Raw genomic sequence first — 24,475 nt, forward strand, 5'->3', positions numbered from 1 at the left:
GAGTTCCTAAAATTTAGCCACCGAATGAAAAATTTAGAGAAGCTTTCGTAAGCCTAGACTTTTTTACTTCTTTTTTGGGCGATGCAAAAAAGAAGGAGCGGTCCTATGAAAGGGGATTAGACTGCCATTCGATTCGATGATTATAAGAAAAAAACCTACTCCCCCCTCCCAAACCTCTCTATTATCTTATCTGCAATAGTAGTAGCGAGTTTTCCATGCGACTCAACGGTCCACCCCGCCACGTGGGGGCTGAAGAGGACATTTTCAAGAAGCATTAACTCTTGTAGCGCTTCGGGCATTTCTTTCTTGTCTGTGAAAAGCTGCTCAAAAGAGCTTTTTTCATATTCCAGCACATCCAGGCCGGCACCCAGGATTTTTCCCTGAATTAGGGCCTGAACAAGATCCTCTGTTACCACACTTTTACCCCGGGCGGTATTAAGGAACCAAAATGGTTTGGAAAAAGAATTGATGAATTCTTCATTGATCATCTTGTTCGTCTCAGCAGTCCACGGGGTATGTAGACTTACCACATCCACCTTTTGGCAGAATTCAGCTAAAGATACCTGCCGGGCGTTATCGTCTCCAACTCCCCCTAGTATGTCATAACAGAGAACCTCAACCTCGAATCCGCGGAGTTTTTTGGCGAAGGCTTTTCCCATATTTCCATAGCCTATAAGGCCTACTGTTTTCCCGTCGAGCTCCAATCCGCGATTTGCTTCCCGGTTCCAGTAACCGTTCCGCACTTCCCTGTCAGCTTTATTCAGCTTATTGAACAGGGAAAGCAGCATTCCCAGCGCATGTTCGGCCACGGCATTGCGGTTACCTTCTGGAGCAGAGAAAAGTGCGATCCCTCTTTCTTCAGCATATTCCACATCTATACTTTCAAGTCCAGCCCCAACGCGGGCAATGAATTTAAGATTAGGGGCAGCATCCAGAAAACTTCTCCCAATATCAAATCTGCTTCTTATTACAATCCCGTCATACAGATGCTGGTTCTCCAGGATCTGTTCCATAGACTGGTCATAAGCTTCAATATTATGATGTCCCGCTTCCGCAAGCTTTTTTAATAATAATGGGTGATTACTGTCTGCATGAAGTATGATCATTCCCTTTAAATTTTTGGATAAGTAGTCCTTGTTTTTTCGTCTGTCACCTCGCCTGTATGCTTAACAGAAAGCTTTTCGAAAAGCATGATATGCACCTCCTCCCCGTCCTTTGTCATAGGGCAATGCTCTACACCTTTTGGAACAACAATGATCTCTCCCTGCTTCACCTCTTCTGTGCGATCCCGGAACTGAATAAAGAGCGTCCCCTTCACAACCTGAAAGAGTTCATCCTCCTTCTCGTGTTTATGCCACACAAATTCTCCTTTCACCTTTGCCAGCAAGACCTGCATGTCATCTATTCCAGCTATTTGACGGGGATGCCAGTGATCACTAAATTTTTTAAGTTTTTGCTGAAGGTTGATAGCGTTCACAACTAAGGTTTAAAACATTTAGGTTAACTCTACTAGAAACCGAGAATGGCTTTTGCTATTGAGAAATAGATAAGTATCCCGAAGATATCATTACTTGTGGTTATAAAGGGGCCGGTGGCCATTGCGGGATCTATACCCTGCCTATCAAGTATAATGGGCACAAAGGTTCCTATTAATGAAGCTATCACAATAACTGAAACAAGAGAGATCCCCACAGTCACACCATAGATATAATCAAAGCCTAATAAAAATGTACCTCCCAAAGCTAGCATTATAGCAAGTACCACCCCGTTGAGCAGGCTTAGCCCCACCTCCTTAATAAGGCGTTTCATTAGAGAACCCCGAAGGGTATTATTGGCAAGACCCTGCAATACGATGGCAGATGATTGGACTCCTACATTTCCTGCCATTGCCGCGATCAAGGGGACAAAGAAGAACAGAGCACCATATTTCTCCATTGCATCCTCAAAGGTTCCAAGGACAGTAACACTTATAAATCCGCCAAGGAGTGCAAGCACCAGCCAGGGCAGGCGGGCGCGGGTGTGTTTCATAATACTGTCATCTGCCTCCACACCTTCAGAAATACCTGCAGCCATTTGGTAATCCTTCTCCGCTTCTTCCCTTATAAAATCTACGATATCATCAATGGTAACCCGGCCTACCAGCCGGCCCATTTCATCAACCACCGGGATCGCCTCCAGGTCATATTTTTGCATCACCCTTGCTACTTCATCCCCGGGGGTGTGTACATTCACATAATCTACCTGCGGGATGTAAACATCCCGTATATGTGCATTACTCCTTGCGGTAAGAAGGTCTTTTAATGATAATCTTCCTTTAAGCTTATTCCTGTCATCTACCACATAGATCGAGTGCACCCGGGTAACATTTTCTGCCTGGGCCCGCATCTCACTCATACAATTGGTAACACTCCAGTTCTCGTTCACCTTTACAAGCTCCTTCGCCATAAGACCACCGGCAGAATTTTCATCGTAGCGCAGCAGCTCCACAATATTATCTGCATGCTCCTCATCAATGATCTGGGAAATTACTTCCTGTTGTCTTTCTTCAGAAAGTTCTGCGATGATATCGGCCGCATCATCGGTATCCATATTCTCAAGCTCCTCGGCTATTTCTTTAGGAGAAAGATTATCGAGAATTCGTTCCCTTACACCCTCCTCCAGCTCCATAAGAGCCTCAGAGGTTTTGTCGCTGTCGAGTAACTTTATGATATAGGTAGCCTCATCCAGTTCCAGTTCGGTAAGGATCTCTGCAATATCGGCATGGTGAATATCCTCAAGATGCAATAGCAGTTCCTCATCGTTCTTTTGTTCAATGAGGTATTCTATCTTCTCGATTAATTCATCACTAAGTTGAAATTGCATATGGCTCAATTTTTAGTGTAAGTTCAATAAATTGTTCTGTGCTAAGCTGTTCAGGTCGCTGTCCAAAGATAGCATCTTCACGCAAATTATCTGGTAACTGGAAGATCTTTAAGCTATTTCTAAGAGTCTTGCGTCTTTGCTGAAAGGCAGTTTTAACCACCCTGAAGAAAAGCGCCTCATCACAGGGAAGACTATAATCTTCTTTTCTGGTCAAACGTATTACTCCGCTCTCAACTTTTGGCGGCGGATTAAACACCGCAGGGGGAACGGTGAGTAAGTAGGTTACTTCATAAAATGCCTGAGTAAGCACACTCAGGATGCCATAGGTTTTGTTCCCATGAGGGGCGGCGATCCTCTGTGCAACCTCCTTTTGGAACATGCCTGCAAATTCGGGAATTTCTTCTCTATTCTCAAGTGTTTTGAAAACTATTTGTGTAGAAATATTATATGGAAAATTTCCGATGATCGCGTAGGGACCTTCAGGAAAAATTTTCCTCAAATCATACTTTAAGAAATCCTCCTGGTGGACCTTCCCTTCCAATGTTGGGTAATTTTCATCAAGATATGCAACACTATCCCGGTCAATCTCGATCACGTGCAAATTCACTCCTTTTTTGAGAAGGTATTTTGTGAGTACACCCATACCAGGGCCAATTTCCAGCACATTCTCATAACCTTCCCAGGTAAGGGAGTCGGCTATTTTTTCGGCAACAGATTCATCGGTAAGAAAATGCTGGCCGAGGTGTTTTTTCGCACGCACCTCACCATCATTAGCAGGGGTATGCTGGGGGGAATATTTTCCTTTGTTCTTTTTCATTTAATGTTTTTTGACCCGGGAATTTTCCGGCTTAGTAGGAATAGGTAAATCTAAAGCAAACAGGTTATTCCTTTTGCTCGTTTACCACCTCCAGTTCGGTGCGAAAAGCTACCATTTTACCCTCAAAGGCTTTACTTCTCGAACGCAGTTGTGCCGCATCCTCCTCATAATATTTTTCCAACATTTCCTTGTTGATGCAGGTATATTGAACTGAGTATGTGATACCTCCCATAGGCTCCTTTACCACCACCCTGCTCATTAAGGCTTTGGTGAATTTTTTGGTTAGCAGCATTTCTGGAATATGCTCATTCTGCATCCATTCCAGCCACTCCTCGTGGATATCTTCCTGGATATTTGTTGTTACGTTGTAGATGTACATTTTCTTTCGGTTATCGGTTGTCGGTTGTCAGTTATCGGTTGTCGGTTTTCGGTTTGACAGTTTTCGGTTGTCAGTTGTAGGTTAAAAAAAAGACCGCTGCGCTGGTGGAATATAGAAACTAGACCGCTACGCTGTTAGACTTTCTTTTTATAATAAAAGGCTTGTAAGCACTTTTTCGGTCTGTTTTTTATCTTGAGTTTTTTATCAAATCATAATTTCCTGGATATTTTTCATAACTCATAACTCATAACTCTTTTCCCCCATCCTGTCTCTTCTCTTACCTCTATTCTCTATTTTCTCAATACTCAATACTCATTTCTCACTACTCAATAGCATCTCCCCTCAACTGCCTGAAATTTCTCCTCGCATCTACAAAATAAATACTGGCGGGAAAATTAAAAATGATCTCCTCGTAATAGTCCTTTGCTTTTTCGGGATTGTTCAGGTGGTTATTATATAGCTCTGCCAGGCGCCAGGTGGCATTATCTGCCAGGATATCCTCGTAATGGTATTGCAGGATCTTTAAATAATTGGCTTCGGCATTGGTCCAGTTTTCCTCGGCCTCAAAAAGTTCGGCTTGTTTTAACAGGGCTTCATCCTCAATTTTTTCAGCGGGATGCTCCTGCAGGATCTCATCAAGCAAGGCGATGGCTTCTTTGTTCTTATTCTGAAACGCCAGCAGGTCTGCCCTTGCAAATTTTTTAAGTGCTGTTTGCAGGCTGTCCTCTACACTGTTATCCTGGATCAAAAGACTTAATTCCAGCGCATCATTGGCTATAAGCTGGGTAGAGGATGCCTTTAGTACATCCAGCTGCGTCTTGGCCCATTCAAAATCCCCTTTAAAGTAACTAGTTCTTGCCACCTTAAAGCGAGCCTCCTGTGCGATCTCATCATTCTTCACCAGGTTTTGCACCTGGGAATAAAATATGAGAGCCCTATTAAACTTCTCTTCCATCACCAGTACATCCCCTAAGGTCATTTTTACCCTTGCCTGCTCAAAGTCTGAAAGGTTTTGTCCCGAAAGTTTATCAAGAATTGCCACGGCCTGCCCTGTTTCATTTAGTTGAAATGAAAGAAAATTGGCAAAATCCACCTGTAGCGAGAGGGTTTCACGACCATAACCATATTGTTCAAAAAGTTTTTCAAAATCTTTTTTAATTGCAGAAAATTCGTTTTTAGCGGCCGTGGCGATCTTCATATCCAGCAGCAGTTGATTTGCCTGCAAAAGAATGTTTGGAGATGGTGATTCCTCAATTATGAAGGAAACAATATCCTTGGCGGTTTCCAGGTCACCTTCTGCCCTGGCCATTACTGTAAGTTGTATGATCCTTTGCAGGTCATTATTGTTACGGCGATAGATCGCCTTTTCCTGGGCAAAGGCCCTGTTGAATTCCTTTTGTTGCGAGAAAAGCCAGGCCAGCATCTCATTGTAAACAAGGTCTGGATTCTTTTGCAGGCGCTGCAGCAGTAATTTTCTAAGCGCATTATTGGCAGGGCTGGCAGCATCATCTGTAATATATCTGTCAAATTCCCGTACAAGATTGTAACTTATCTCCGGCTCCCTTTCCATAAGATCAAGGTAGGAGGTGAACATTTGTTCCAGTTTTCCCTGCTCCCCATATAATCTTGCCAGCTGCAGGTGAAATTTTTGTTTGGGATTTTCATCCATCCCGGTGCGGTAGGCAAGAATGGCATAATCCAGCAGACTGTATTTTTCAAAAGTACGGGCTACGGAATACGTGTAATTTGGTTTCTCCTTCAGCAAATCAATAGCCTGATCGAACCAGGAAGCGGCTTCCTCTTTTTTCTGCTGAAGGTTGGCGTTATGCCCCAGTTCTACATAAACATTTGGATTTTGAAGAGTCTTTTGAAGGCGATCTTTCAGCAGTGCTTCAGCTGAAGAAAAATCCTCCAGTTCCTGGTGGGAGGTAACAAGCCCGTAAAAATAAGTGGAATTCCCCGGGTTCTCCCGGTAGAGTTGTTGATAGGTCTTTAGCGCTTTTTCATACTCCCCCTGGTCCAGGTAATTTTGTCCCAATTGTTCATTCTGGGCAAGAATTCCGGAAGATGTGAGTAACCATAGGCTTATATAAACAAAACAGCGCATGATGTAAAGATAACAAAATGCGCTGTGGTTAATATTTAAATCCTGTTAATCTATAACATCAAAGCCGGTGTATTTCACCAGGACCTCAGGCACTTTAATCCCTTGTGGGGTTTGATAATTCTCAAGAATACCTGCCAAAACACGTGGCAAAGCCAATGCACTTCCATTAAGCGTATGAAGAAGCTGCTTCTTACCCTCGCTGTCCTTATATCTTAATTTCAACCTGTTGGCCTGGAAGGTCTCAAAATTGGAAACTGAACTTATTTCCAGCCAGCGGTCCTGTGCTGTAGAGAACACTTCAAAATCATAGGTCAATGCCGATGTAAACCCAAGGTCACCACCACATAACCTAAGTATCCTGTATGGCAATTTCAGTTCCTCAAGCAAATCCTTCACATGCTCCACCATACCTTCAAGGGCAGCATAGGATTCCTCTGGCTTTTCCAGTCTTACCAGCTCTACTTTGTCAAACTGGTGCAATCTATTGAGCCCGCGAACGTGAGCACCATAAGACCCGGCCTCTCTTCTAAAACAGGGAGTATAGCCTGTACAGGTAATGGGAAGATCCACATCTGTAAGCATCATATCCCTGAACATATTTGTCATTGGCACCTCGGCAGTAGGGATAAGATAAAGATCATCCTCTGTAACGTGGTACATTTGCCCTTCCTTATCTGGAAGTTGTCCTGTTCCAAAACCTGAGGCTTCATTTACCAGTAATGGCAACTGGTATTCCTTATAACCGGCTTCTGCTGCCTTATCAAGGAAATAGGTTATCAGGGCACGCTGCAGCCTGGAACCTTTTCCTTTATAAACAGGAAAACCTGCGCCTGTTATCTTGTTGCCAAGTTCAAAATCTATAATGTCATATTTCTTTGCCAGCTCCCAATGCGGCAGGGAACCTTCAGCTAAAGTTGGGATTTCTCCCGCTTGGAACACTTCCTCATTATCTTCTTCTGAAACACCTGCAGGAACAGAGTCATGCGGCACATTCGGGATTGTATAAAGTAGTTGATCCAGTTTTAGGATTGTATCATTGAGGGTTTCTGAAAGAGTTTTTGAAGACTCCTTCAGCTTAGCCGACTTCTCCTTAAGCACCCCTGCTTTCATATGCTCCCCGGTCTTAAACAGGAGGCCAATTTCTTTGGAAAGCTGGTTAGCTTCAGCTAAAGTTTCATCCAGTTGAGTTTGGGTAGAGCGGCGGGTTTCGTCCAGCTGCAGGACTTCCTCAAGAATCCCTTCAGCTTCAAAATTTCTTTTTTTAAGGGCGTTTATATACGCTTCTTTATTTGCTCGAATATTGCTAACCTGTAACATAAGTACGGTGTGGTTTTAAATGTGCCACAAATGTAGCAAAAGCCGGTAAAAATATCAGTCTAAATTGGAGGGTAAAATCCAGTCATGATGCTTAAAATGCTGCCATTTCTCGGCTGCCAGATCTACTTTTGGATCTATAAACTGTTGGGACGGCCTTCCATTTACCCTTACCCGTGCATCTACAAAAACCTGCACATCCCTGCCCTGTGCAGCATATTCCCTTTTAAGGCGCTGGGCAAACTGCCATAACATATCTGGCTTGGAGTTAATAGCCCTTAATTGTTTATTGCTTAAGTAGTTATTTTTATCCACATAGATGGTATCTGTAGTTCCTTTTTCTACCACTTTAAAAGTACTGTCCCCACCTTTACTACGCAGCATCATCCTCCAGCTTAAACGATGGCCTTCTTCTGTCCATAAAACATTATCCTGGAAGAAGTGATGCCTTAAGGGCAGGGCTATCTGGACGATAAACCAAACAGAAAAAAATACAAGCAAAGGTTTTCTATATGAAGGCACCACCACTTCCCCTGCTTCATAATACGGTTTTCTGCCCCTCAAAAAGATCTGGTTGATCCTGCGCGAAGGAAAAAAGAAAACCGCAAGGGCTAAAGCCAGGTAAGGAAAGATCCCGATATGGAATATGAAACTATTGAAAAGGTGAAAAAAGATCGCTGCCAGAAATGCCGGGACGCGGGTCTTTCTCCACAACAGTGCCGGAATGATGAGGAGATCAAAAAGGAATCCAAACCAGGCGATGGTATAATGCACCCAGCTTTGTTGCAGGAAATCCCCCACCAGCCAGTAATTCCTTTTGGAATACATAAGCAGCTCCGGGAACGTAGCATTAAACCAGTCTGGGTACAACTTTGCTATAGCCGCGTAAGTATAGACGATCCACATTTGCAACACTATAGCCACCCACACCCAACGCGGCATTGAAATGTCACGAATTGAGGATTTGAGCTTTGCATCAAGAGAAATATGCCGATTTGCGGGTAGAAGCGCCATGATAATACACAGGAGCATCAATAGATAGTAGTGATTGTTATAGGAAGACTTCTGCATAAGGTAAACGCCGGCCCACATGAGACCGTAAGCGATTATACTTAGCCGGTACTTATAACCTACCATCACCAGCACCCCAAAAAGCCCCATAAGGCCGTAATAATATAACATGCCCTCACCCGGCAAAGGCTGCAGGAAATCGAACCCGATAAAATTGAAGGTTTCCTGCGGCTCCATTAGGGTGCGGCGAATCCAGCCGGTGGCAATGGCCCCAAATGCCTCAATAGCTATAAGAAACCCGAACATGATCCTGAACACCACCAGGGCGCTGTTATCAATTCGGGTGAATAGCCACTTATTCAGCATAATTATCTCTTATATATTGTTCAGAAAAGGCTTCATCCTGTTTCATGGCTCGTTTTAAGGCTTCTACAGTATCAAACTTCTTCTCATCCCTTATCCTGGTGAGCATTTCAATTTGCAATTTTTTTCCGTAGAGATCCTTATCCAGTAAAAAGAAATAAGTTTCAATGGTAACCTCTTTCCCGCCAACTGTTGGATTTGTGCCAATATTCATCATACCATAGTAAGGAACCGCATCTATCACCGCACGTACCACGTACACACCATTTTTTGGAATGAGCTTGTAATCTTCTTCAATATGCAGATTGGCTGTGGGATAACCAAAATCCCGGCCAAGTCCCTTACCCTTTACCACAATACCGGTAAGAGAAAATGGGTGTTGCAGGTAATTATTGGCCCGTTCTACTCGTCCTTCCATCAATGCTTTCCGAATTTTGGTAGAGCTCACCGCCACATCCTCCACGTCCTGCTGGCTTATCTCTTCCACATCAAAGCCGAATCTTTCTCCATATTCCCGCAGCGTATTGATATCGGCTGTACGATTGCGGCCAAACCTGTGATCATATCCTATGATCACCTTTTTTGCTTTCAATTTATTTACCAGGATATCGCGCACAAATTCCAGGGCCGTAAGGCGGGAGAATTGATGCGTAAAAGGATGTATGACCAGGTGGTCTATCCCACTCTTTTCGAGGATCTGTTTGCGTTCCTCAATTGTATTTATAAGTTTTATACCGCTTTCTTTTTGCAGCACCATGCGAGGATGTGGAAAGAAAGTGAGGATCGCCGATTCCATTTCGCTCATCCTTGCAGTAGCCACAAGCCGTTCTATGATCTTCTGGTGGCCTGCATGTACCCCATCAAATGTCCCTATAGTGATCACTGTACCATGATCGCTTTGAAAAGCATTAGCTCCTTTATGTTCTTTCAAGAGATTCTATTTACCGTTAAAAGTATTCATTGTGTTGTTGATCCCGGATGTACCAAAGGATTTCACAACTTCCACTGCCTTATCCAATCGCTCCGGCATTTGCTTTAATTCTTCTTCTTCCCATTCGCCCAACACATAGTCTACCTGTCTTCCTTTTGAAAATTCATCGCTTATTCCAAAACGAAACCTGTTGTAATTTGTGGTGTTTAATTGGGTTTGAATGTCCTTCAAACCATTATGTCCCCCGTCACTTCCTTTTGTCTTCACCCTTATAGTTCCAAATGGAAGATTTAGATCATCGGTGATCACCAGCAAATTTTCTATGGGTACTTTTTCTTTTGTAAGCCAGTAGTTCACAGCCTTCCCGCTTAGGTTCATATAAGTGGAAGGTTTAAGAAGTATAAATGTGCGACCTTTAAACCTGAAACTAGCCACATCTCCCAGTTTTTCTGTGCTGAAGCTGACTTCTTCCTTTTCTGCTATATGGTCAACAACCTTAAAACCTATATTATGCCTTGTGTGATGGTATTTGGGCCCAATATTCCCCAGTCCCACTATCAAAAATTTTTTCATTGGATCTACCTGTTCCTCTGCTTGTTTTTTGCCTAATATTCTTCCGAAGAATGCCAGCATGAATTAAGTTTTGGTAAAGATAAAATTAAAATGGTTTTTCCCACATTCTTTTTGGACAAGAACCAAGAATCAAGAGACAAGAACCAGGACGAAGAAAATTGTAGAGATGTGACATGTCAGGTCTACCTTTTTACCCGGATCTGGATGAGTTAACCAAAAAACAGGACCAGGAATGAAGAAACAAGACATAGAAAAAAGAGCAGAGAGTAAAGAGAAGAGAAAATGTAGGGACGCATTATATCACTTCTGCGTTCACAACCTGTCTAATTAGGATGGTGTGGGAATTTGTCGCGCAAGTTAGCTAATGGAACTACAGTCAAGTCTTGCCTCTTGGTTCTTGTCTCTTGATTCTTTTGACAATTGTGAAAAAAAAGCCACAAACAAAAACATCCCGGCCTTTTGGACCGGGATGTTTGAGATTATAAAAAATAAAGTTCTATTCTTTAGCGTCTGTTGCACCTTCCTGAGGATTCCCTTCAGCTGAAGCTTCAGTTGCAGGAACTTCATCTGCTGCTACTTCTTCTTCCTCATCTTCAGTATCTGCTATGATGTTACGTGAAGTTTTCACCTGGCAAATAACCGTGTTATCAGGATGCTGGATGGTATAGTCATCGCTTTGTACCGCTGTAACATAAAGTTTGTTTCCAATTCTTAGGTTGGTAACATCGGCTTCGATAAAATCTGGAAGATTTTGTGGAAGACCTTTAACTCTTACCCTACGCAGGTTGTAACGTAAAACCCCACCATTTTTAACCCCACGCGCAACACCTTTAGTGTGTACAGGGATTTCCATAGTAATTTCTTTGTCTTCAAAGATCTGGTAGAAATCCATGTGTAGGATATTATCGGTTACCGGGTGAAATTGGATGTCCTGTAGTACAGCATCAAATTTGTCTCCGTTACCCAATTCCAGAACCACTGTATGTACATCAGGAGTATACACGAGGTCTTTGAAGGCAATCTCATCTGCTGCAAAGTGTAATGGCTCGCCCCCTCCGTATAGTACGCAAGGAACCTTTCCAGCATTACGTAGGTCTTTCGTGGAACGTTTCCCTACGCTTTCTCTTTTAGATCCTTTGATCGTTAGTGATTTCATTGTTAAAAATTTTAGGCTGCAAAGGTGCGATATATTTTTGTTTTATGAAACCCTGGGGGAGAAATAATTACAGCTCGCTGCTCTCGCGTTTTCCGTTTTCTGTTTACCGTTTTTATTTATGAGTAATGGATGGTTAATTCGTTGATTCGAGAGACGCTCATTCGTTTTTTTGGTGTTTTGTGTTATGGTTAAATTTTCTGTGCAGGATAATTTCTCGTTATTCGAGTTTAATTTTTTCCTTAACCACAGAGTTTAAAATGAGTTGATAAAGGAGTTGCACGGAGTCTTTAAAAGAATCAAGAGACAAGAAACAAGAAACAAGACGTCGCAAAAAATTCTGTCCTCTGCCCACCGTCTACTTTTTTCACGTCCAGACTTTCCACTCTCCTCTCTCCACTCTCCACTTTTTCTCAACCGACAACCGGTAACCGACAACCGATAACCCTACATAATAAACTTCGAACTAATAGACCTGTTTTGATGTACTCTTTGCATAACCTCAGCAAAAAGATCGGCGCAGCTTACTACTCTTATTTTTCGGCTTTCCTGTTTTAATGGGATTGAATCTGTTACGATAAGCTCCTGAAGTTTTGAGTTTTCAATTTTCTCATAAGCCTTTCCGGAGAGAATTGGATGGGTACAAATGGCGCGTACACTTATAGCACCACGGTCCATCATAAGATCTGCAGCAGCAGTAAGGGTACCGGCCGTATCAACCATATCATCCACAAGCACTACATTTTTCCCTGTTACATCACCAATAAGCTCCATGTGAGAGATGACATTTGCTTTAGCACGTTGCTTGTAACAAATTACCACATCGCTTTCCAGGGCTTTGGAATATGCATAGGCTCTCTTGGAACCTCCCATATCTGGCGATGCGATGGTAAGATTATCAAGATTCAGGCTTTTTAGGTATGGCAGGAAAACCGTGGAGGCATAGAGATGATCTACCGGTTTTTCAAAAAAGCCCTGTATCTGGTCGGCATGCAAATCCATAGTTATGATCCTTGTGGCTCCTGCAGTTTCAAGGATACTTGCGATCATTTTTGCGGCAATTGGAACCCTGGGCTTATCCTTACGGTCCTGTCTCGCCCAGCCAAAATAAGGAATTACAGCAGTAATGTGCCTTGCCGATGCACGCTTTGCAGCATCCAGCATAAGAAGTAGCTCCATTAAATGGTCACTTCCAGGATGGGTTGAGCCTATAATGAATACACGGGACCCCCGTACAGATTCTTCAAATGAGGGCTGGAATTCTCCATCACTATATGTGCTGGTGATCACGTTTCCAAGAGGGGCACCGTAGGCCTGCGCTATCTTTTCTGATAGTTCCCTGCTTTGGTTACAGGTAAAGATCTTGGCATCTGTAATTACATTTGGCATGTTGTGTTGTTTTGAGGGTTGTTTATGTGGCTTTTTGTTGTGTGCCCCAAATTTAGAAATTTATTCTAATCAACTCCTATATTACCCGATTAGTTAATTTAAAAATCCTCCCTTAGGGAAACCCTTTCCTATGCATTGGAATAAATAAAGATGAACCACTCACAAACCTTTGTTAACACAGGTAATTTGAAATACCCTTACCCGTCCAAACACATAGAATATTTTAAAAATTAAATTATGTCGAATAACACATATCAAATAGGTTTAAAACCAGTAGAAATGGAAAATGCAGGTCCCACACAACAGGAGATCCTGCAAAGAGCAAAAAAAGCCAACGGGATGATCCCGAATATGTATAAAAATATGGTAAACCTTCCTGGGCTTCAGGAAACCTATGATACAGGTTATCACAAATTCAGGGAAGAAAGCGAATTCACGCCTGCAGAGCAGGAAGTGGTGCTTTTAACTATTAGCATAGCCAATTCCTGTGGATATTGCACCGCAGCCCATAGCTATATAGCTGAAAATGTTTCAAAAACCCCTGAAGATGTCATTGAAGCAATTAGAGGAGGAAAACAAATTGAGGATAAGAAATTAAGATCACTGCATGAATTTACAAAAGCAATGAATGAAAGCCGGGGAAATCCAACACCTCAACAAGCTCAAAAATTTCTGGATGCAGGGTATACCGAAAAACAGATCCTTGCAATTATCCTGGCATAGGCTGTAAAAACTATCAGCAATTATTCAAACCATATTTTTCATACAGAAATCGACGAGGCTTTTGCAGAAAATAAATTATAAGGCAACACCATTAACCTTAAAAGATTTACTAAAAAATTAAAGAAACAACTATGAATTTATTGACCACCTATAATCTGAAGGAATTAAAACTTAACAACCGTGTAATAATGGCACCCCTAACCCGGGCCAGGGCTACCAATAATGTTCCTAATGACCTAATGCTGGAATATTATACCCAAAGAGCACAAGCCGGGCTTATTATTTCAGAAGGAACAGCACCTTCACCAAACGGACTTGGATATGCACGTATTCCCGGAATTTACACAGCTAAGCAAATTGCAGGCTGGAAAAAGATCACCACGGCAGTTCATAAGGAGGGCGGAAAGATTTTTCTTCAAATTATGCATACAGGAAGGGTCTCCCATCAATATAATATGGAAGAAAAAGCTGATATCCTCGCCCCTTCAGCAATAGCCCTGGAAGGAGAAATGTACACAGACCAGCATGGCCCGCAACCATATCCCGTACCAAGGGCAATGACAAAAGAGGAAATTAAGGAAGCTCAGGAAGAATTCGTCCAGGCCAGTTTGAATGCAATCGAAGCAGGTTTTGACGGAGTGGAAGTACATTCTGCCAACGGATACCTGGCAGACCAATTCCTAAACACTGCGACCAATAAGCGAACCGACGAATATGGCGGAACTAAGGAAAACAGGTGCAAATTCACCCTTGAGGTAATTGAAAAGGTCACCGGGGCAATTGGCAGCGAAAAAGTGGGCATTAGATTATCTCCTTACAGTGCATTTAACGGAACAGAAATTTTTGAAGGCCTGGAGGAACAGTTCCTACATCTTACAAAAAAGCTTAACAAATATGATCTGGCATACCTGCATCTGGTAGACAACTCAGCCCTGGGATCGCCAGATGTTGCTAAAAATATATTCAGCCAAATGAGGGAAATATTTGAAAACACCCTTATAATGAATGGCGGATTTACCAAAGAGGAGGCTGAAAAAAGCATTACAGAAAACAAAACCGACCTGGTATCATTTGGCCGTACATTTTTGGCCAATCCAGACCTGGTCTACAGGTTCGAGAATAATCTAGAGCTTAACGAACCAGATTATGACACCTTCTATACCCCGGGCGAAAAAGGATATACAGACTATCCTTTTCACGAGGAATGGGAATTGACAGCAAATAAGTAGCATAGAGTCCTTTTAACAAAAACCCTTGTTTCACGCAAGGGTTTTTCTATGGAAATTTCAAAACTCTTTAAGATCACCCAACATAGTGGGCAGCAATTCGCTCACAGTTGGATGAATGTGTACGGCATCTCTTATGATCTCATACGAAGCTCCTGCATACATTTGGTCAATAATAGTATGAATATACTCATCTGCCCCCGTACCAAGGAAAGTAGCACCCAGGATCTTATTGGTATTGTTTTCAATAAATATCTTTAATTTCCGGGCTGTTTCCCCTTTTTCCTTCGCCCTTGCAATTTTGTTCATAGGCATAATTGCCACTTTTGCTTTAATCCCCTGTTCCTTAATATCATTTCCGTTCAACCCCACCCTTGCCAGGGGCGGATCAATAAAAGCGGCGTAACAGGTAAATCTATCTGACAAAAATCTTTTTCGTTTTTCGAAAAGATGAGAATTCACGATCTGAAAATCATTGTAAGCAGTGTGGGTGAAAGCCCCCTCCCCATTGCAATCTCCCATTGCCCAGATATGGGGTACACTGGTTTGCAACTTTTCATTTACCACTATATAGCCTTTATCATCCAGCTTCACTCCCGCCCTTTCCAGGCCAAGATCCTCGGTATTCGAGATCCTGCCGGTAGCAAGTAGCAGGTGTGAACCTGTAATATCTTCCCTATTCTCTTCACAATCATATTTCACAGTTATTGCATTGCCAGATCTTACTGCACTAATACAATTGGATTTCAGCTTCACCTCAATCCCGCTATCTTTAAATATCGCTGCAATTTCTTCAGCTATATCTTCATCCTCTTTTTCGAGCAGCTGCTCTCCTCTTTCCAGGATAGTAACTCTACTGCCAAACCTGCGAAACATCTGGCCAAATTCAAGACCAACATATCCCCTCCTACAATTATAAGGTGCTCCGGGATCTCCTCCAACTCCAGGATACTGTCATTGGTAAGATGTTCTACTTCTTTAAAATCATCTGGAATTCGCGGTCTCCCGCCTACATTGATGTAGATCTTCCCGGCCCTGTATTCTTTTTCACCCACCTGCAGCGTATGCTCATCAATGAAAGTAGCTTCCCCCTTATTAAAGTTATATTTTCGGTGTCAGCAAACATTTTCTCAAGTCCGCTTCGGGATTCCTGTACAAGTTCATCTTTTCGGGTTTTGATCTTTTTGAGATCAACCCTCAATTCCCCTTCCAATACTACCCCATGCTCCTCGCTGTTACCGGCCGCAAAAATCCTGCGGGCAGATGCTACATAGGCTTTGGTGGGCGTACATCCATCATTAACACAGGTGCCTCCCAGGTGGGATTTTTCGATGATCGCGGTCCTAAATCCGTTCTTCGCAAGATTGGCAGCCAGTGGCGGCCCTGCCTGTCCTGTGCCAATTATTATCGCGTCAAATTCTTCCATTTTTTATGGCTTAATATTTATAATTTGCTCCCCCGTCCTGTTCAATTTCAACCCCCAGGCTTAAGACCATCCGGTTTACGAAATTAAAATAAGCCACGACCAGGCTGGCATCGAGGATGGCAGGATCTTTAAATCCTACTTCTATTAAATATGCGGTGGGATCTACTTCCTCCAGGTTCTGTGGCCGCAGGGTCACCTCCTCTGCATATTTACAGAGGGCCATTTCCACATTGGTGAGTTCCATCTCTTTGTAGTCATTCTTTAAGGCAGCGAGCATTTCTTCATTTTTCCAATAGTGCAACAAGGCACTCCCGTGATGTGCAGCGCAGTAGTTGCAATTGTTCGCCACAGAGACCACAACTGCCATCATTTCACGCTGAGCCCTGGAAAGCTGAGATTTGCTGAACATGATCTCAATGTACAATTCCATATGCTTCACAATACTCTCTGGCCTCAGGCTTTGCATTTTATGAACTTCAGCAATTTGGCCCCTTTGTTTTTCCAGGTCGTTATATATCTCTTTTAGCCGGCCGGTTGCTTCCCCGGGTTGAATGGTTTTAATTCTGGACATTTTAATTCTTTGGATGAATTATAAATATATTCATTAAAATGCATATTACTTCTGAAAACCCTCTTCATCCCAATGATCTGTTTCTGAAAAAAATATACAACAGGATTCTTATTGCTGAAGTACCTGAAAGTTGCTGAAAATACATCCTGCGACGATTATTTCCGAAGAAAAAAGAAAAAATTAAATTCCCGCTGCAGCCCGGGCCAGATCGTTAAGGCCCGTTGCCATAGTTTCCACCTCTGTTTTAAGGCCTTTGAAGTTGTGACGCGTTTTTAAAAATTGCGGCGTATTAAATGAGATATTCACCGTTCCCTCCTCATCTTCCCAAACCAGCATTTTTTGCGGAAGATCCAGCCCGGTGCTAATAGCCGATTGCATCAAAGGAGTGCCCAAAGAGGGATTCCCGAAAATTATGAGTTTTGTAGGGCGCAACTCCATCCCCACGCTGGCGGCATTGGCACTGTGGTCCAGCTGGGCTATTATCTTTATATCATTATTATTACCCAGGATTTTAAGGATGGAAGAATAGGTCTCATCAAAACTACGGGTGCTTTGTACCGTTTTAATACCCTGGGAATTTCTCACATTGGCACTTTTCCCCCATACCACCTCTGTCCCCATCGCGTCCCCCATCAATCTATCCAGATTGGAGGAAATTTGCTGTAACGTATTGCTGTTTCGAAGGTTGTATCGCTTTTCCATATAAGAAGCACTATTAAAAAGTGCCACTACCTCCTCATTATTCTCGTAGAAAAGGACCCGTAAGGGCAGGTCCAGCCCGGCAATTTGATCTTTCTGCATTAATTGGGTTCCGGCTTTTGGATTACCAAAGAATATTATTCTTGAAGCAGGAAGTTCCAGTCCCGTCCCGGCGGCATTATTCCCATGGTCCACTTCTGCAATAACAGAAATATCATCATTTTCACCCAGAGCAGCTTTGAGATTTTCATAGGCCTCTTCCACCCTCATGTTTGCACTGGCATAATTAATACCTTCAGCACTACTCCCAATACCACCTTTAAAAAGTCCCCCTCCCCCTCCACAGGAAATAAAAGGAAGTATATATAACAGGATCAACGTTCTTTTTTTCATTATCGGTTTTATTTTAGATCAAAAATTTCTTAAGAATAGCATCTAAAATTAGATAGATCTGCCTGTATTGCAATCATTTAAACACCAAAACAATTTAAGAAAATTATTTGCCATCCCGGTTTTTCCTTAGCCCGGTTTATTTGTATAAATGGTAGAAAATAAAATTATCCAGGTAAATCAACTCTAAATTAAAAGGATCATTTTTGCGTAGATGCACAGGTGCTGGTTCAAATATCCCGCTGGCTCTGTTAAATTTTATGGCAGGTACTCAATTACTCTTTGACTGCAACGGCCGTAAAATTTTTTTTTCATACTTTAATAGACTTCAATTAAATCTAGTTTTATTATGGCAGAATTCGATATTACCGTCAATGGAAAGAACCTCACCGTAGATGTAGACCAAACCACTCCTTTATTGTGGGTTTTAAGGGATCATCTTAAGCTGGCAGGCACCAAATTTGGCTGCGGGATCGCTCAATGTGGCGCATGTACTGTACACCTCAACGGTAATGCCGTAAGATCCTGCCAAATACCGATATCGGCAGTTCAGGAGAATGAGGTCACCACTATTGAAGGCCTTTCAGAAAATGGGGACCACCCCGTACAAATGGCGTGGCTGGAACATGATGTCCCTCAATGTGGCTATTGCCAGGCGGGACAAATTATGAGCGCTTCAGCACTGCTTAAAAGTAATCCTAATCCAAGCGATGAGGAAATAGATACGGCCATGAACGGTAATATTTGCCGTTGCGGCACCTATGTGCGCATAAAGGCAGCGATCAAAACAGCATCAAAATCAAGAACAGTTTAAAAAACCCACAAAAATGAGTAAAGTAAAAACAGGTATAGGAAGAAGATCCTTTATAAAAAGTGTTTCCCTTGCGGGAGGTGGGTTAGTAATTGGATTTAGCTGGTTAGGATGTGCCCGTGGTAAAGAAGAGGCTGAGGCCGAATTGGCCATGCAAATGCCAGACGAGTGGTTTGAACTCAATGGTTATCTCAAAATAGGCGATAACGGGATCGTCACGATTTATTCTCCCAATCCCGAGATTGGGCAAAATGTAAAAACCTCTATGCCCATGCTCGTGGCAGAGGAACTGGACGTAGACTGGAACAACGTCCTGGTGGAGCAGGCACCTTTAAATACAGAAGTGTTCACCCGACAGCTGGCAGGAGGCAGCCAGAGCATTCGACAGGGCTGGGAGTCCCTGCGAATGGCCGGGGCCACAGCCAGGCAAATGTTGCTAACCGCCGCCGCAGCTCAATGGGAAGTTCCGGTATCAGAACTTAGCGTTGAAAACGGAGTGATAAGGCATAGCGGCAGTGACCGCAGTATAGGATACGGTGAGATCGCAAGGGCAGCTGTAGATGTTGAAGTACCAGAAGAAGTACAACTTAAGGATAATAATAATTTTAAGATCATAGGTACCTCCAGGAAAAATGTGGATGCAAAGAAGATAGTCACCGGCCAGCCATTATATGGACTGGACATACAGCGGGAGGATATGCTTATCGCCATGATCATCCAGCCCCCTGCTTTTGGTATGGAATTTAAAAATATGGATGCTGAAAAGGCAAAAGGAATGCCCGGCATAAGGGATGTTTTTTCAATAAACACCTACCCGGATGATATGGAAAAGGAATGGAGCGACGTTGGTGCTTTTCCACAGGTTGTAGTGGTGGTAGGAGATTCTACCTGGCAGGTAATGCAGGCAAGAAAAGAGATCAAGGTAGAATGGGACCTAAGGCCGGAGCTGGTAAAGGAAATTGAGATCCTGGAAAAATCCCCGGCGCTAAGGGACTCGGGCGGGCTGGAGAACTCTAATATACATTCAACTTTAATGGCAGAAGTCGCGTCCAAAAAAGCTGAAATGATTAGAAAGGATGGAGATCCAGAAGCTGCATTTAAAAATGCAGCAAAGGTTATTGAGCGTTCTTACAGCTGCCCTTACCTGGCACACAATTGTATGGAACCAATGAACTTTTTTGCCAATGTGACAAACGATAAGGCAGAATTAATAGGACCTATACAAACCCCCGAATTTGCTGAGAAAAGTATAAGCAAGCGGCTGGGTATGGACCTGGAAAACATAGATATTCAAATGAGCCGTATGGGCGGGGGATTTGGCCGCAGGCTCTACGGACATTTTGTGGTGGAAGCTGCCCTTATCTCGCAAAAAATGGGAGCTCCAATTAAACTGGTTTACACCCGTGAGGATGACATGACCAATGGAGTGTACCGCCCTGCTTATTATGTGACCTACAGGGCCGCCCTGGATGCTAACAACAACCTAACCGCATTCCACGTAAATGCAGGTGGTATGTCTGAGAGTCCGCTGTTCGCCAACCGCTTTCCTGCAGGAGCAATAGATAATTATCTTGCTGAAAGCTGGACCGTAGATTCCAATATTTCCATTGGAGCCTTCAGGGCACCACGTTCAAACTTCATCGCCGGGGCAGAGCAGTCGTTCCTGGATGAACTTGCAGAAGAAATGGGCAAGGATCCTATAGAATTTAGATTGGAAATGCTGAAGCGGGCACAAAATGATCCTGTGGGAGAAAACAATGATTACGATCCTGCAAGATTTGCAGGGGTTCTCGAACTGGTTCGGGAGAAATCATCCTGGAATAACAGTAACACCTCACAAAGCAGAGGGGTTTCTGCCTATTACTGCCATAATTCCTATGTGGCCCAGGTATTGGACTTGACACTGCGCAATAATGAACCGGTCATTGACAGAGTGGTTTGTGCAGTAGATTGTGGGATTGTGGTAAACCCCGATGCTGCAATAAATATGGTAGAAGGAGGAACTATTGATGGAATTGGCCACGGCTTGTACAGCCAGCTTACATTTGAAAACGGTATAACACAACAAAGCAATTTTGATTCCTACCGGCTTATACGGCACAGGGAAGCACCTAAAAAAATCGATGTTCATTTTGTAGATAACGGGATAGATCCCACCGGGCTGGGAGAACCTCCCTATCCACCTGTAATAGGGGCTTTGGCAAATGCGCTCTATAAGGCCAGTGGAAAAAGGATGTATAAACAACCGTTTATTTCTGAACTGCAGGGAGAATTTAAAACTTAATCAATTTTTGGAAATCCATATAGATCCTACACAGTTTTAAAGAAGGTTAAATTCCTGCAAGGTGTTTTATATAAATACCTGCCCGGTTTCCTGTTTTTACTGGCAGGCAAACCTGGATTTATAAATCATGAGATACCCAAATTATCTTAAGATGGTTTTCAATCTTCAACCAAATTTTAAGGATGTTTACTTTAATAGAATCACTTCGCAGCATAAGATTATTCAATGAAGCTGGACAATAAAATATATCTGGACCATAATGCTACCACCCCGGTTGATCCCCGGGTACTTGAATCCATGCTGCCGTATTTTACGCATAAATTCGCGAATGCCGGTAGTGATCATATTTTTGGCTGGGATGCCAATGATGCTGTGGAACAGGCCAGGGAACAACTCGCTGCCCTCCTTAATTGCCGGCCCGGGGAGATCATTTTCACCTCTGGTGCTACAGAGGCTGCAAACCTGGCCCTTTTGGGCTTTGCCGGGGCAAATAAGCATAAGGGAAACCACATTATTACCGCCAGGACAGAACATAAAGCCATCCTGGATACCCTCGGGTTCCTGGAACGACAGGGGTTTGATATCACCTATCTGGAGGTAAACCCACAGGGAAATATAGATCTGGACCAACTCGAGGAGGCTATTACCTTTAAAACTATCCTGGTTTGTCTTATGCTCGCAAATAATGAGACCGGCCTTATCCATCCTGTAAAAGACATTAGCAAAATAACAGAGCGAAAAGGGGTGAAATTTATGAGCGATATTACCCAGGGTGTTGGTAAAATCCCGGTCGACCTTAAGGAATTGGATGTTGACCTGGCCGTTCTTTCAGCACATAAAATATACGGCCCCAAAGGTGCAGGAGCTTTATATATCAATAAAAAGAATAAGTTGGATATAGAGCCGCAGATCTATGGAGGTAAGCAGGAAAAGGGAATGCGCGCAGGAACCCAAAATGTACCAGCGATTGTAGGTTTTGGAAAAGCGGCAGAGATTGCTTTAAAAGAGATGAAAGAAGAGGTAACTAGAATTGAAAACCTTAGAAATAGATTGGAGGCTCTCCTGGAGGAGATCGAAGAAGTAACTATAAATTCCAAATCTGCTGCCCGGCTGCCAAATACTACAAATGTGACCTTTAAGAATACAGATGGCAGTCACCTACTGCGAAAATTAAATAGCCTCGCGGTTTCCCGGGGCTCTGCCTGTAACTCAAATTTACTGAAACCTTCCCACGTGTTAAAAGCTATGGGTATAAGTGATGAACTGGCACTGTCTTCTTTAAGAATAAGCCCTGGCAGACAAACAACTGAGGCCGATATAGATAAAGCCGCTGCTGAAATTAAAAAGGTGGTAGATGAATTAAGGATTGTAAGAGCATGAGGGAAATGGACGCCATAATCGCTGCATATGAGTTGCTGAAAAAGGCAGGTACTTCCAGTGTTCTGGCAACAGTCGTACACGTGGAAGGTTCTTCTTATAGAAGGGCGGGCGCCAGGATGTTAATAGATGAATTTGGCAACATTACGGGTGCAATAAGCGGGGGTTGCCTGGAAGGGGATGCGCTGCGAAAGGCACTGCTTGCAATGCACCGCCAAAAAAATAACCTGGTTACTTATGATACAAGCGATGAGGATGACGCGGTGATAGGTGCCCAGCTGGGTTGCAACGGCATCATCCAGGTACTTTTTGAGCCGCTGGATTACCAAAAGAAACACAATCCCTGTGAGTTGCTGAAGGCTCTCATTAAGCAGAAGGATCCTGCTGCCATCGCGGTGCAGTTCAATCTGGACCGCTCAAAAGAACAGCCCGGAACTTTATTTATGATTTACAAGAACCTGAAATTGGAAGGCGAGATGCCTAATAAGGATATAGCCGATATTATTCTTAAAGAGGCACAAATAAGTCTGGAAGATAAAACCAACAGGTTTATAGAAGTTTCTTTAGAGGGAGTGAACCAGCACGTGTTCATTCAAAATTTTGAGCCCCCGGTAAACCTTGTAATTATTGGAGCGGGAAATGATGCACAAATCCTGTCGCGGCAGGCCCAATTACTTGGATGGGATTTAACGATTATTGACGGCCGGCCAACGCACGCTAATAATGAGCGTTTTACAGGAACCTGCCAGGTGATAATTTCCAAACCCGAGGAGACCTTAAAGAATATTGAGCCAAATAAAAGGAGCTGTTTTGTCTTGATGAGCCATAATTATAATTATGATCTCGCAGTCCTTAAACTGCTCCTGGCCTATGATGATATTCCCTACATAGGAATCCTGGGTCCTAAAAAGAAATACCAAAGAATGCTGGATGAATTAAAGGTTGAAGGATTTGAATTAAAACCCGAGAACCTTGACAGGATCTACGCCCCGATTGGGCTTGAAATTGGAGCTGAAACACCTGCAGAAATTGGACTTTCCATCCTGGCAGAGATCCAGGCGGTGCTTACTGGTAATACTGCAGGGCACTTAAGAAAAAAGAGCGGCCCCATCCATAATACTAAGGAGGATAATTTCACAAAGATCAGGCTTTGACAGGGAACAGGAATATTGGGGTGATGATCCTGGCAGCCGGGGCGTCAAAAAGATTGGGACAGCCTAAACAGCTAGTAGAATATAATGACAAAACATTGCTGCAGCACGTCATTGATATTGCCGGCAGCATCGATTTTACTTCCCGGGTTTTAGTTCTGGGAGCAAAGGCAATGGAGATAAGCTCCATGACCAATACCAATAGTTTTCAAATTGTAATCAATGAAGACTGGGAAGAAGGAATTTCGGGGAGTATAAAGAAAGGATTGACAGCACTCCTTGATCAAAAACATACACCCGAACATACTCTCATCCTTCTGGCCGATCAACCTTTTGTTACCAGGAAAGATCTGGAAGCTTTGATAGACCTTCAGCTGAAAGAAAATAGCGATGCAACATTCTCTGAATATGCAGGTGATGTAGGAGTGCCGGCCCTTTTCTCCGGGAAGGTCTTTCCGCAGTTAATGAAGTTACAGGGGGACAGGGGAGCAAAGAAATTAATAGGAAATAAGGATTTCCAATTCCAAACCCTCAGGATCCCGAAAGCAAATTTTGACGTAGACACCCCAAAAGATCTGGAATTACTGCGCAAACAAGACAGAATCTAATTTTCTACCTTAAATTATCTTTTACATTTTGAAAAGAATGATCGAAGTTAATGAAGTTAAGTTTGCAGTAGATTTCAAATAAGGAGAAGGTTCTTCCTTTACTGTTCATTTGTTGATGAAATTAGAACAGTGAAATAGCAGGACTACTTAAATACTGAAAAAACAAAGTTCTTAGTTCTTGGAATGTGGAGGTTGTTGGTTTTTCACAAATCCCTTTCATTCTTTCCGGGGAAATTAAAAATAATAGTCCGGCTCGTATGGAACCGGACTATTTCAAAAATATGAGTTTAAAATACCCGCAAGAATTTTT

General features: G+C 43.0%; 24 protein-coding genes. 7 read left to right on the forward strand and 17 right to left on the reverse strand.

The genetic code is table 11. From position 1 onward, the window contains the following. Positions 1–155: 155 nt before the first annotated feature. The 12 genes from FHG64_RS08100 to FHG64_RS08155 form a co-directional block, all read right to left on the reverse strand. Positions 156–1,106 (reverse strand): 2-hydroxyacid dehydrogenase, encoded by a 951-nt coding sequence (locus FHG64_RS08100; RefSeq protein WP_139065926.1) that lies wholly within the window; start codon positions 1,104–1,106, stop codon positions 156–158. Positions 1,107–1,111: 5 nt separating this feature from the next. Next, the gene (locus tag FHG64_RS08105; protein ID WP_139065927.1) at positions 1,112–1,477 is read right to left on the reverse strand and encodes a cupin domain-containing protein; all 366 of its coding nucleotides are present in this window, start codon (positions 1,475–1,477) and stop codon (positions 1,112–1,114) included. A 32-nt stretch (positions 1,478–1,509) separates the two neighbouring features. Beyond that, positions 1,510–2,862, reverse strand: a complete 1,353-nt coding sequence (mgtE, locus tag FHG64_RS08110; protein ID WP_139065928.1) for a magnesium transporter — start codon at positions 2,860–2,862, stop codon at positions 1,510–1,512. Continuing rightward, positions 2,846–3,679 carry a 16S rRNA (adenine(1518)-N(6)/adenine(1519)-N(6))-dimethyltransferase RsmA gene (gene rsmA / locus FHG64_RS08115; RefSeq protein WP_139065929.1) on the reverse strand — a complete coding sequence of 278 codons (834 nt, stop codon included), beginning with the start codon at positions 3,677–3,679 and terminating at the stop codon, positions 2,846–2,848. The genes mgtE and rsmA overlap by 17 nt, the downstream gene beginning before the upstream one ends. Before the next feature lie 64 nt (positions 3,680–3,743). Then, on the reverse strand, positions 3,744–4,058 hold the full coding sequence (locus FHG64_RS08120; RefSeq protein ID WP_139065930.1) for a DUF4286 family protein: 315 nt from the start codon (positions 4,056–4,058) through the stop codon (positions 3,744–3,746). A gap of 322 nt (positions 4,059–4,380) precedes the next feature. Then, complete coding sequence (locus FHG64_RS08125; RefSeq protein ID WP_139065931.1) at positions 4,381–6,165, reverse strand: tetratricopeptide repeat protein; 1,785 nt, start codon at positions 6,163–6,165, stop codon at positions 4,381–4,383. Between the two features lie 45 nt (positions 6,166–6,210). Then, positions 6,211–7,482 (reverse strand): serine--tRNA ligase, encoded by a 1,272-nt coding sequence (serS, locus tag FHG64_RS08130; protein WP_139065932.1) that lies wholly within the window; start codon positions 7,480–7,482, stop codon positions 6,211–6,213. Positions 7,483–7,536: 54 nt separating this feature from the next. Next, positions 7,537–8,856 carry an HTTM domain-containing protein gene (locus tag FHG64_RS08135; protein WP_139065933.1) on the reverse strand — a complete coding sequence of 440 codons (1,320 nt, stop codon included), beginning with the start codon at positions 8,854–8,856 and terminating at the stop codon, positions 7,537–7,539. Beyond that, a complete protein-coding gene (locus FHG64_RS08140) occupies positions 8,846–9,784 on the reverse strand; it encodes a bifunctional riboflavin kinase/FAD synthetase (protein WP_139065934.1) in 939 nt (312 codons plus the stop codon). Before FHG64_RS08140 ends, FHG64_RS08135 begins: the two co-directional genes overlap by 11 nt. Before the next feature lie 6 nt (positions 9,785–9,790). After that, positions 9,791–10,417, reverse strand: coding sequence for an aminoacyl-tRNA hydrolase (gene pth / locus FHG64_RS08145; protein WP_139065935.1), 627 nt, complete (start codon positions 10,415–10,417; stop codon positions 9,791–9,793). 436 nt (positions 10,418–10,853) lie between these two features. Then, on the reverse strand, positions 10,854–11,513 hold the full coding sequence (locus FHG64_RS08150) for a 50S ribosomal protein L25/general stress protein Ctc (RefSeq protein ID WP_139065936.1): 660 nt from the start codon (positions 11,511–11,513) through the stop codon (positions 10,854–10,856). Between the two features lie 444 nt (positions 11,514–11,957). Continuing rightward, on the reverse strand, positions 11,958–12,899 hold the full coding sequence (locus FHG64_RS08155) for a ribose-phosphate pyrophosphokinase (RefSeq protein WP_139065937.1): 942 nt from the start codon (positions 12,897–12,899) through the stop codon (positions 11,958–11,960). Positions 12,900–13,136: 237 nt separating this feature from the next. Here FHG64_RS08155 and FHG64_RS08160 point away from each other — a divergent pair, with 237 nt between their 5' ends. Together FHG64_RS08160 and FHG64_RS08165 are read left to right on the forward strand one after the other, a co-directional pair. Then, complete coding sequence (locus FHG64_RS08160) at positions 13,137–13,622, forward strand: carboxymuconolactone decarboxylase family protein (RefSeq protein WP_218937566.1); 486 nt, start codon at positions 13,137–13,139, stop codon at positions 13,620–13,622. A gap of 131 nt (positions 13,623–13,753) precedes the next feature. Further along, positions 13,754–14,851 carry an alkene reductase gene (locus FHG64_RS08165; protein ID WP_139065938.1) on the forward strand — a complete coding sequence of 366 codons (1,098 nt, stop codon included), beginning with the start codon at positions 13,754–13,756 and terminating at the stop codon, positions 14,849–14,851. A gap of 57 nt (positions 14,852–14,908) precedes the next feature. Here the strand turns inward: FHG64_RS08165 and FHG64_RS19585 are convergent, their stop codons facing one another. From FHG64_RS19585 to FHG64_RS08180, 5 genes are all read right to left on the reverse strand, one after another. Then, entirely contained in the window at positions 14,909–15,724 is an 816-nt protein-coding gene (locus FHG64_RS19585; RefSeq protein ID WP_246054346.1) for an FAD-dependent oxidoreductase, read from the reverse strand. Continuing rightward, entirely contained in the window at positions 15,646–15,903 is a 258-nt protein-coding gene (locus FHG64_RS19590; RefSeq protein ID WP_246054348.1) for a hypothetical protein, read from the reverse strand. Before FHG64_RS19590 ends, FHG64_RS19585 begins: the two co-directional genes overlap by 79 nt. Next, complete coding sequence (locus FHG64_RS19595; protein ID WP_246054350.1) at positions 15,858–16,274, reverse strand: FAD-dependent oxidoreductase; 417 nt, start codon at positions 16,272–16,274, stop codon at positions 15,858–15,860. Before FHG64_RS19595 ends, FHG64_RS19590 begins: the two co-directional genes overlap by 46 nt. Positions 16,275–16,284: 10 nt before the next feature. Continuing rightward, positions 16,285–16,845: a peroxidase-related enzyme gene (locus tag FHG64_RS08175; protein ID WP_139065939.1), complete on the reverse strand. Its 561-nt coding sequence runs from the start codon at positions 16,843–16,845 to the stop codon at positions 16,285–16,287. Positions 16,846–17,025: 180 nt separating this feature from the next. Beyond that, entirely contained in the window at positions 17,026–17,937 is a 912-nt protein-coding gene (locus FHG64_RS08180; protein ID WP_139065940.1) for a DUF302 domain-containing protein, read from the reverse strand. A 346-nt stretch (positions 17,938–18,283) separates the two neighbouring features. On the opposite strand from FHG64_RS08180, the gene FHG64_RS08185 reads away from it, so the two are divergent. The 5 genes from FHG64_RS08185 to FHG64_RS08205 all read left to right on the forward strand — a co-directional run bounded on the left by FHG64_RS08185 (position 18,284) and on the right by FHG64_RS08205 (position 24,165). Then, a complete protein-coding gene (locus tag FHG64_RS08185) occupies positions 18,284–18,748 on the forward strand; it encodes a (2Fe-2S)-binding protein (RefSeq protein WP_139065941.1) in 465 nt (154 codons plus the stop codon). Between the two features lie 13 nt (positions 18,749–18,761). Continuing rightward, on the forward strand, positions 18,762–21,029 hold the full coding sequence (locus tag FHG64_RS08190) for a xanthine dehydrogenase family protein molybdopterin-binding subunit (protein ID WP_139065942.1): 2,268 nt from the start codon (positions 18,762–18,764) through the stop codon (positions 21,027–21,029). Positions 21,030–21,254: 225 nt separating this feature from the next. Further along, entirely contained in the window at positions 21,255–22,409 is a 1,155-nt protein-coding gene (locus tag FHG64_RS08195) for a cysteine desulfurase family protein (RefSeq protein WP_139065943.1), read from the forward strand. Between the two features lie 5 nt (positions 22,410–22,414). Further along, positions 22,415–23,560: an XdhC family protein gene (locus tag FHG64_RS08200; RefSeq protein WP_246054352.1), complete on the forward strand. Its 1,146-nt coding sequence runs from the start codon at positions 22,415–22,417 to the stop codon at positions 23,558–23,560. After that, on the forward strand, positions 23,557–24,165 hold the full coding sequence (locus tag FHG64_RS08205; protein WP_139065945.1) for a nucleotidyltransferase family protein: 609 nt from the start codon (positions 23,557–23,559) through the stop codon (positions 24,163–24,165). Before FHG64_RS08200 ends, FHG64_RS08205 begins: the two co-directional genes overlap by 4 nt. Positions 24,166–24,475: the final 310 nt, after the last annotated feature.

The organism is Antarcticibacterium flavum (assembly GCF_006159205.1).
Taxonomy (GTDB): Bacteria; Bacteroidota; Bacteroidia; order Flavobacteriales; family Flavobacteriaceae; genus Gillisia; species Gillisia flava.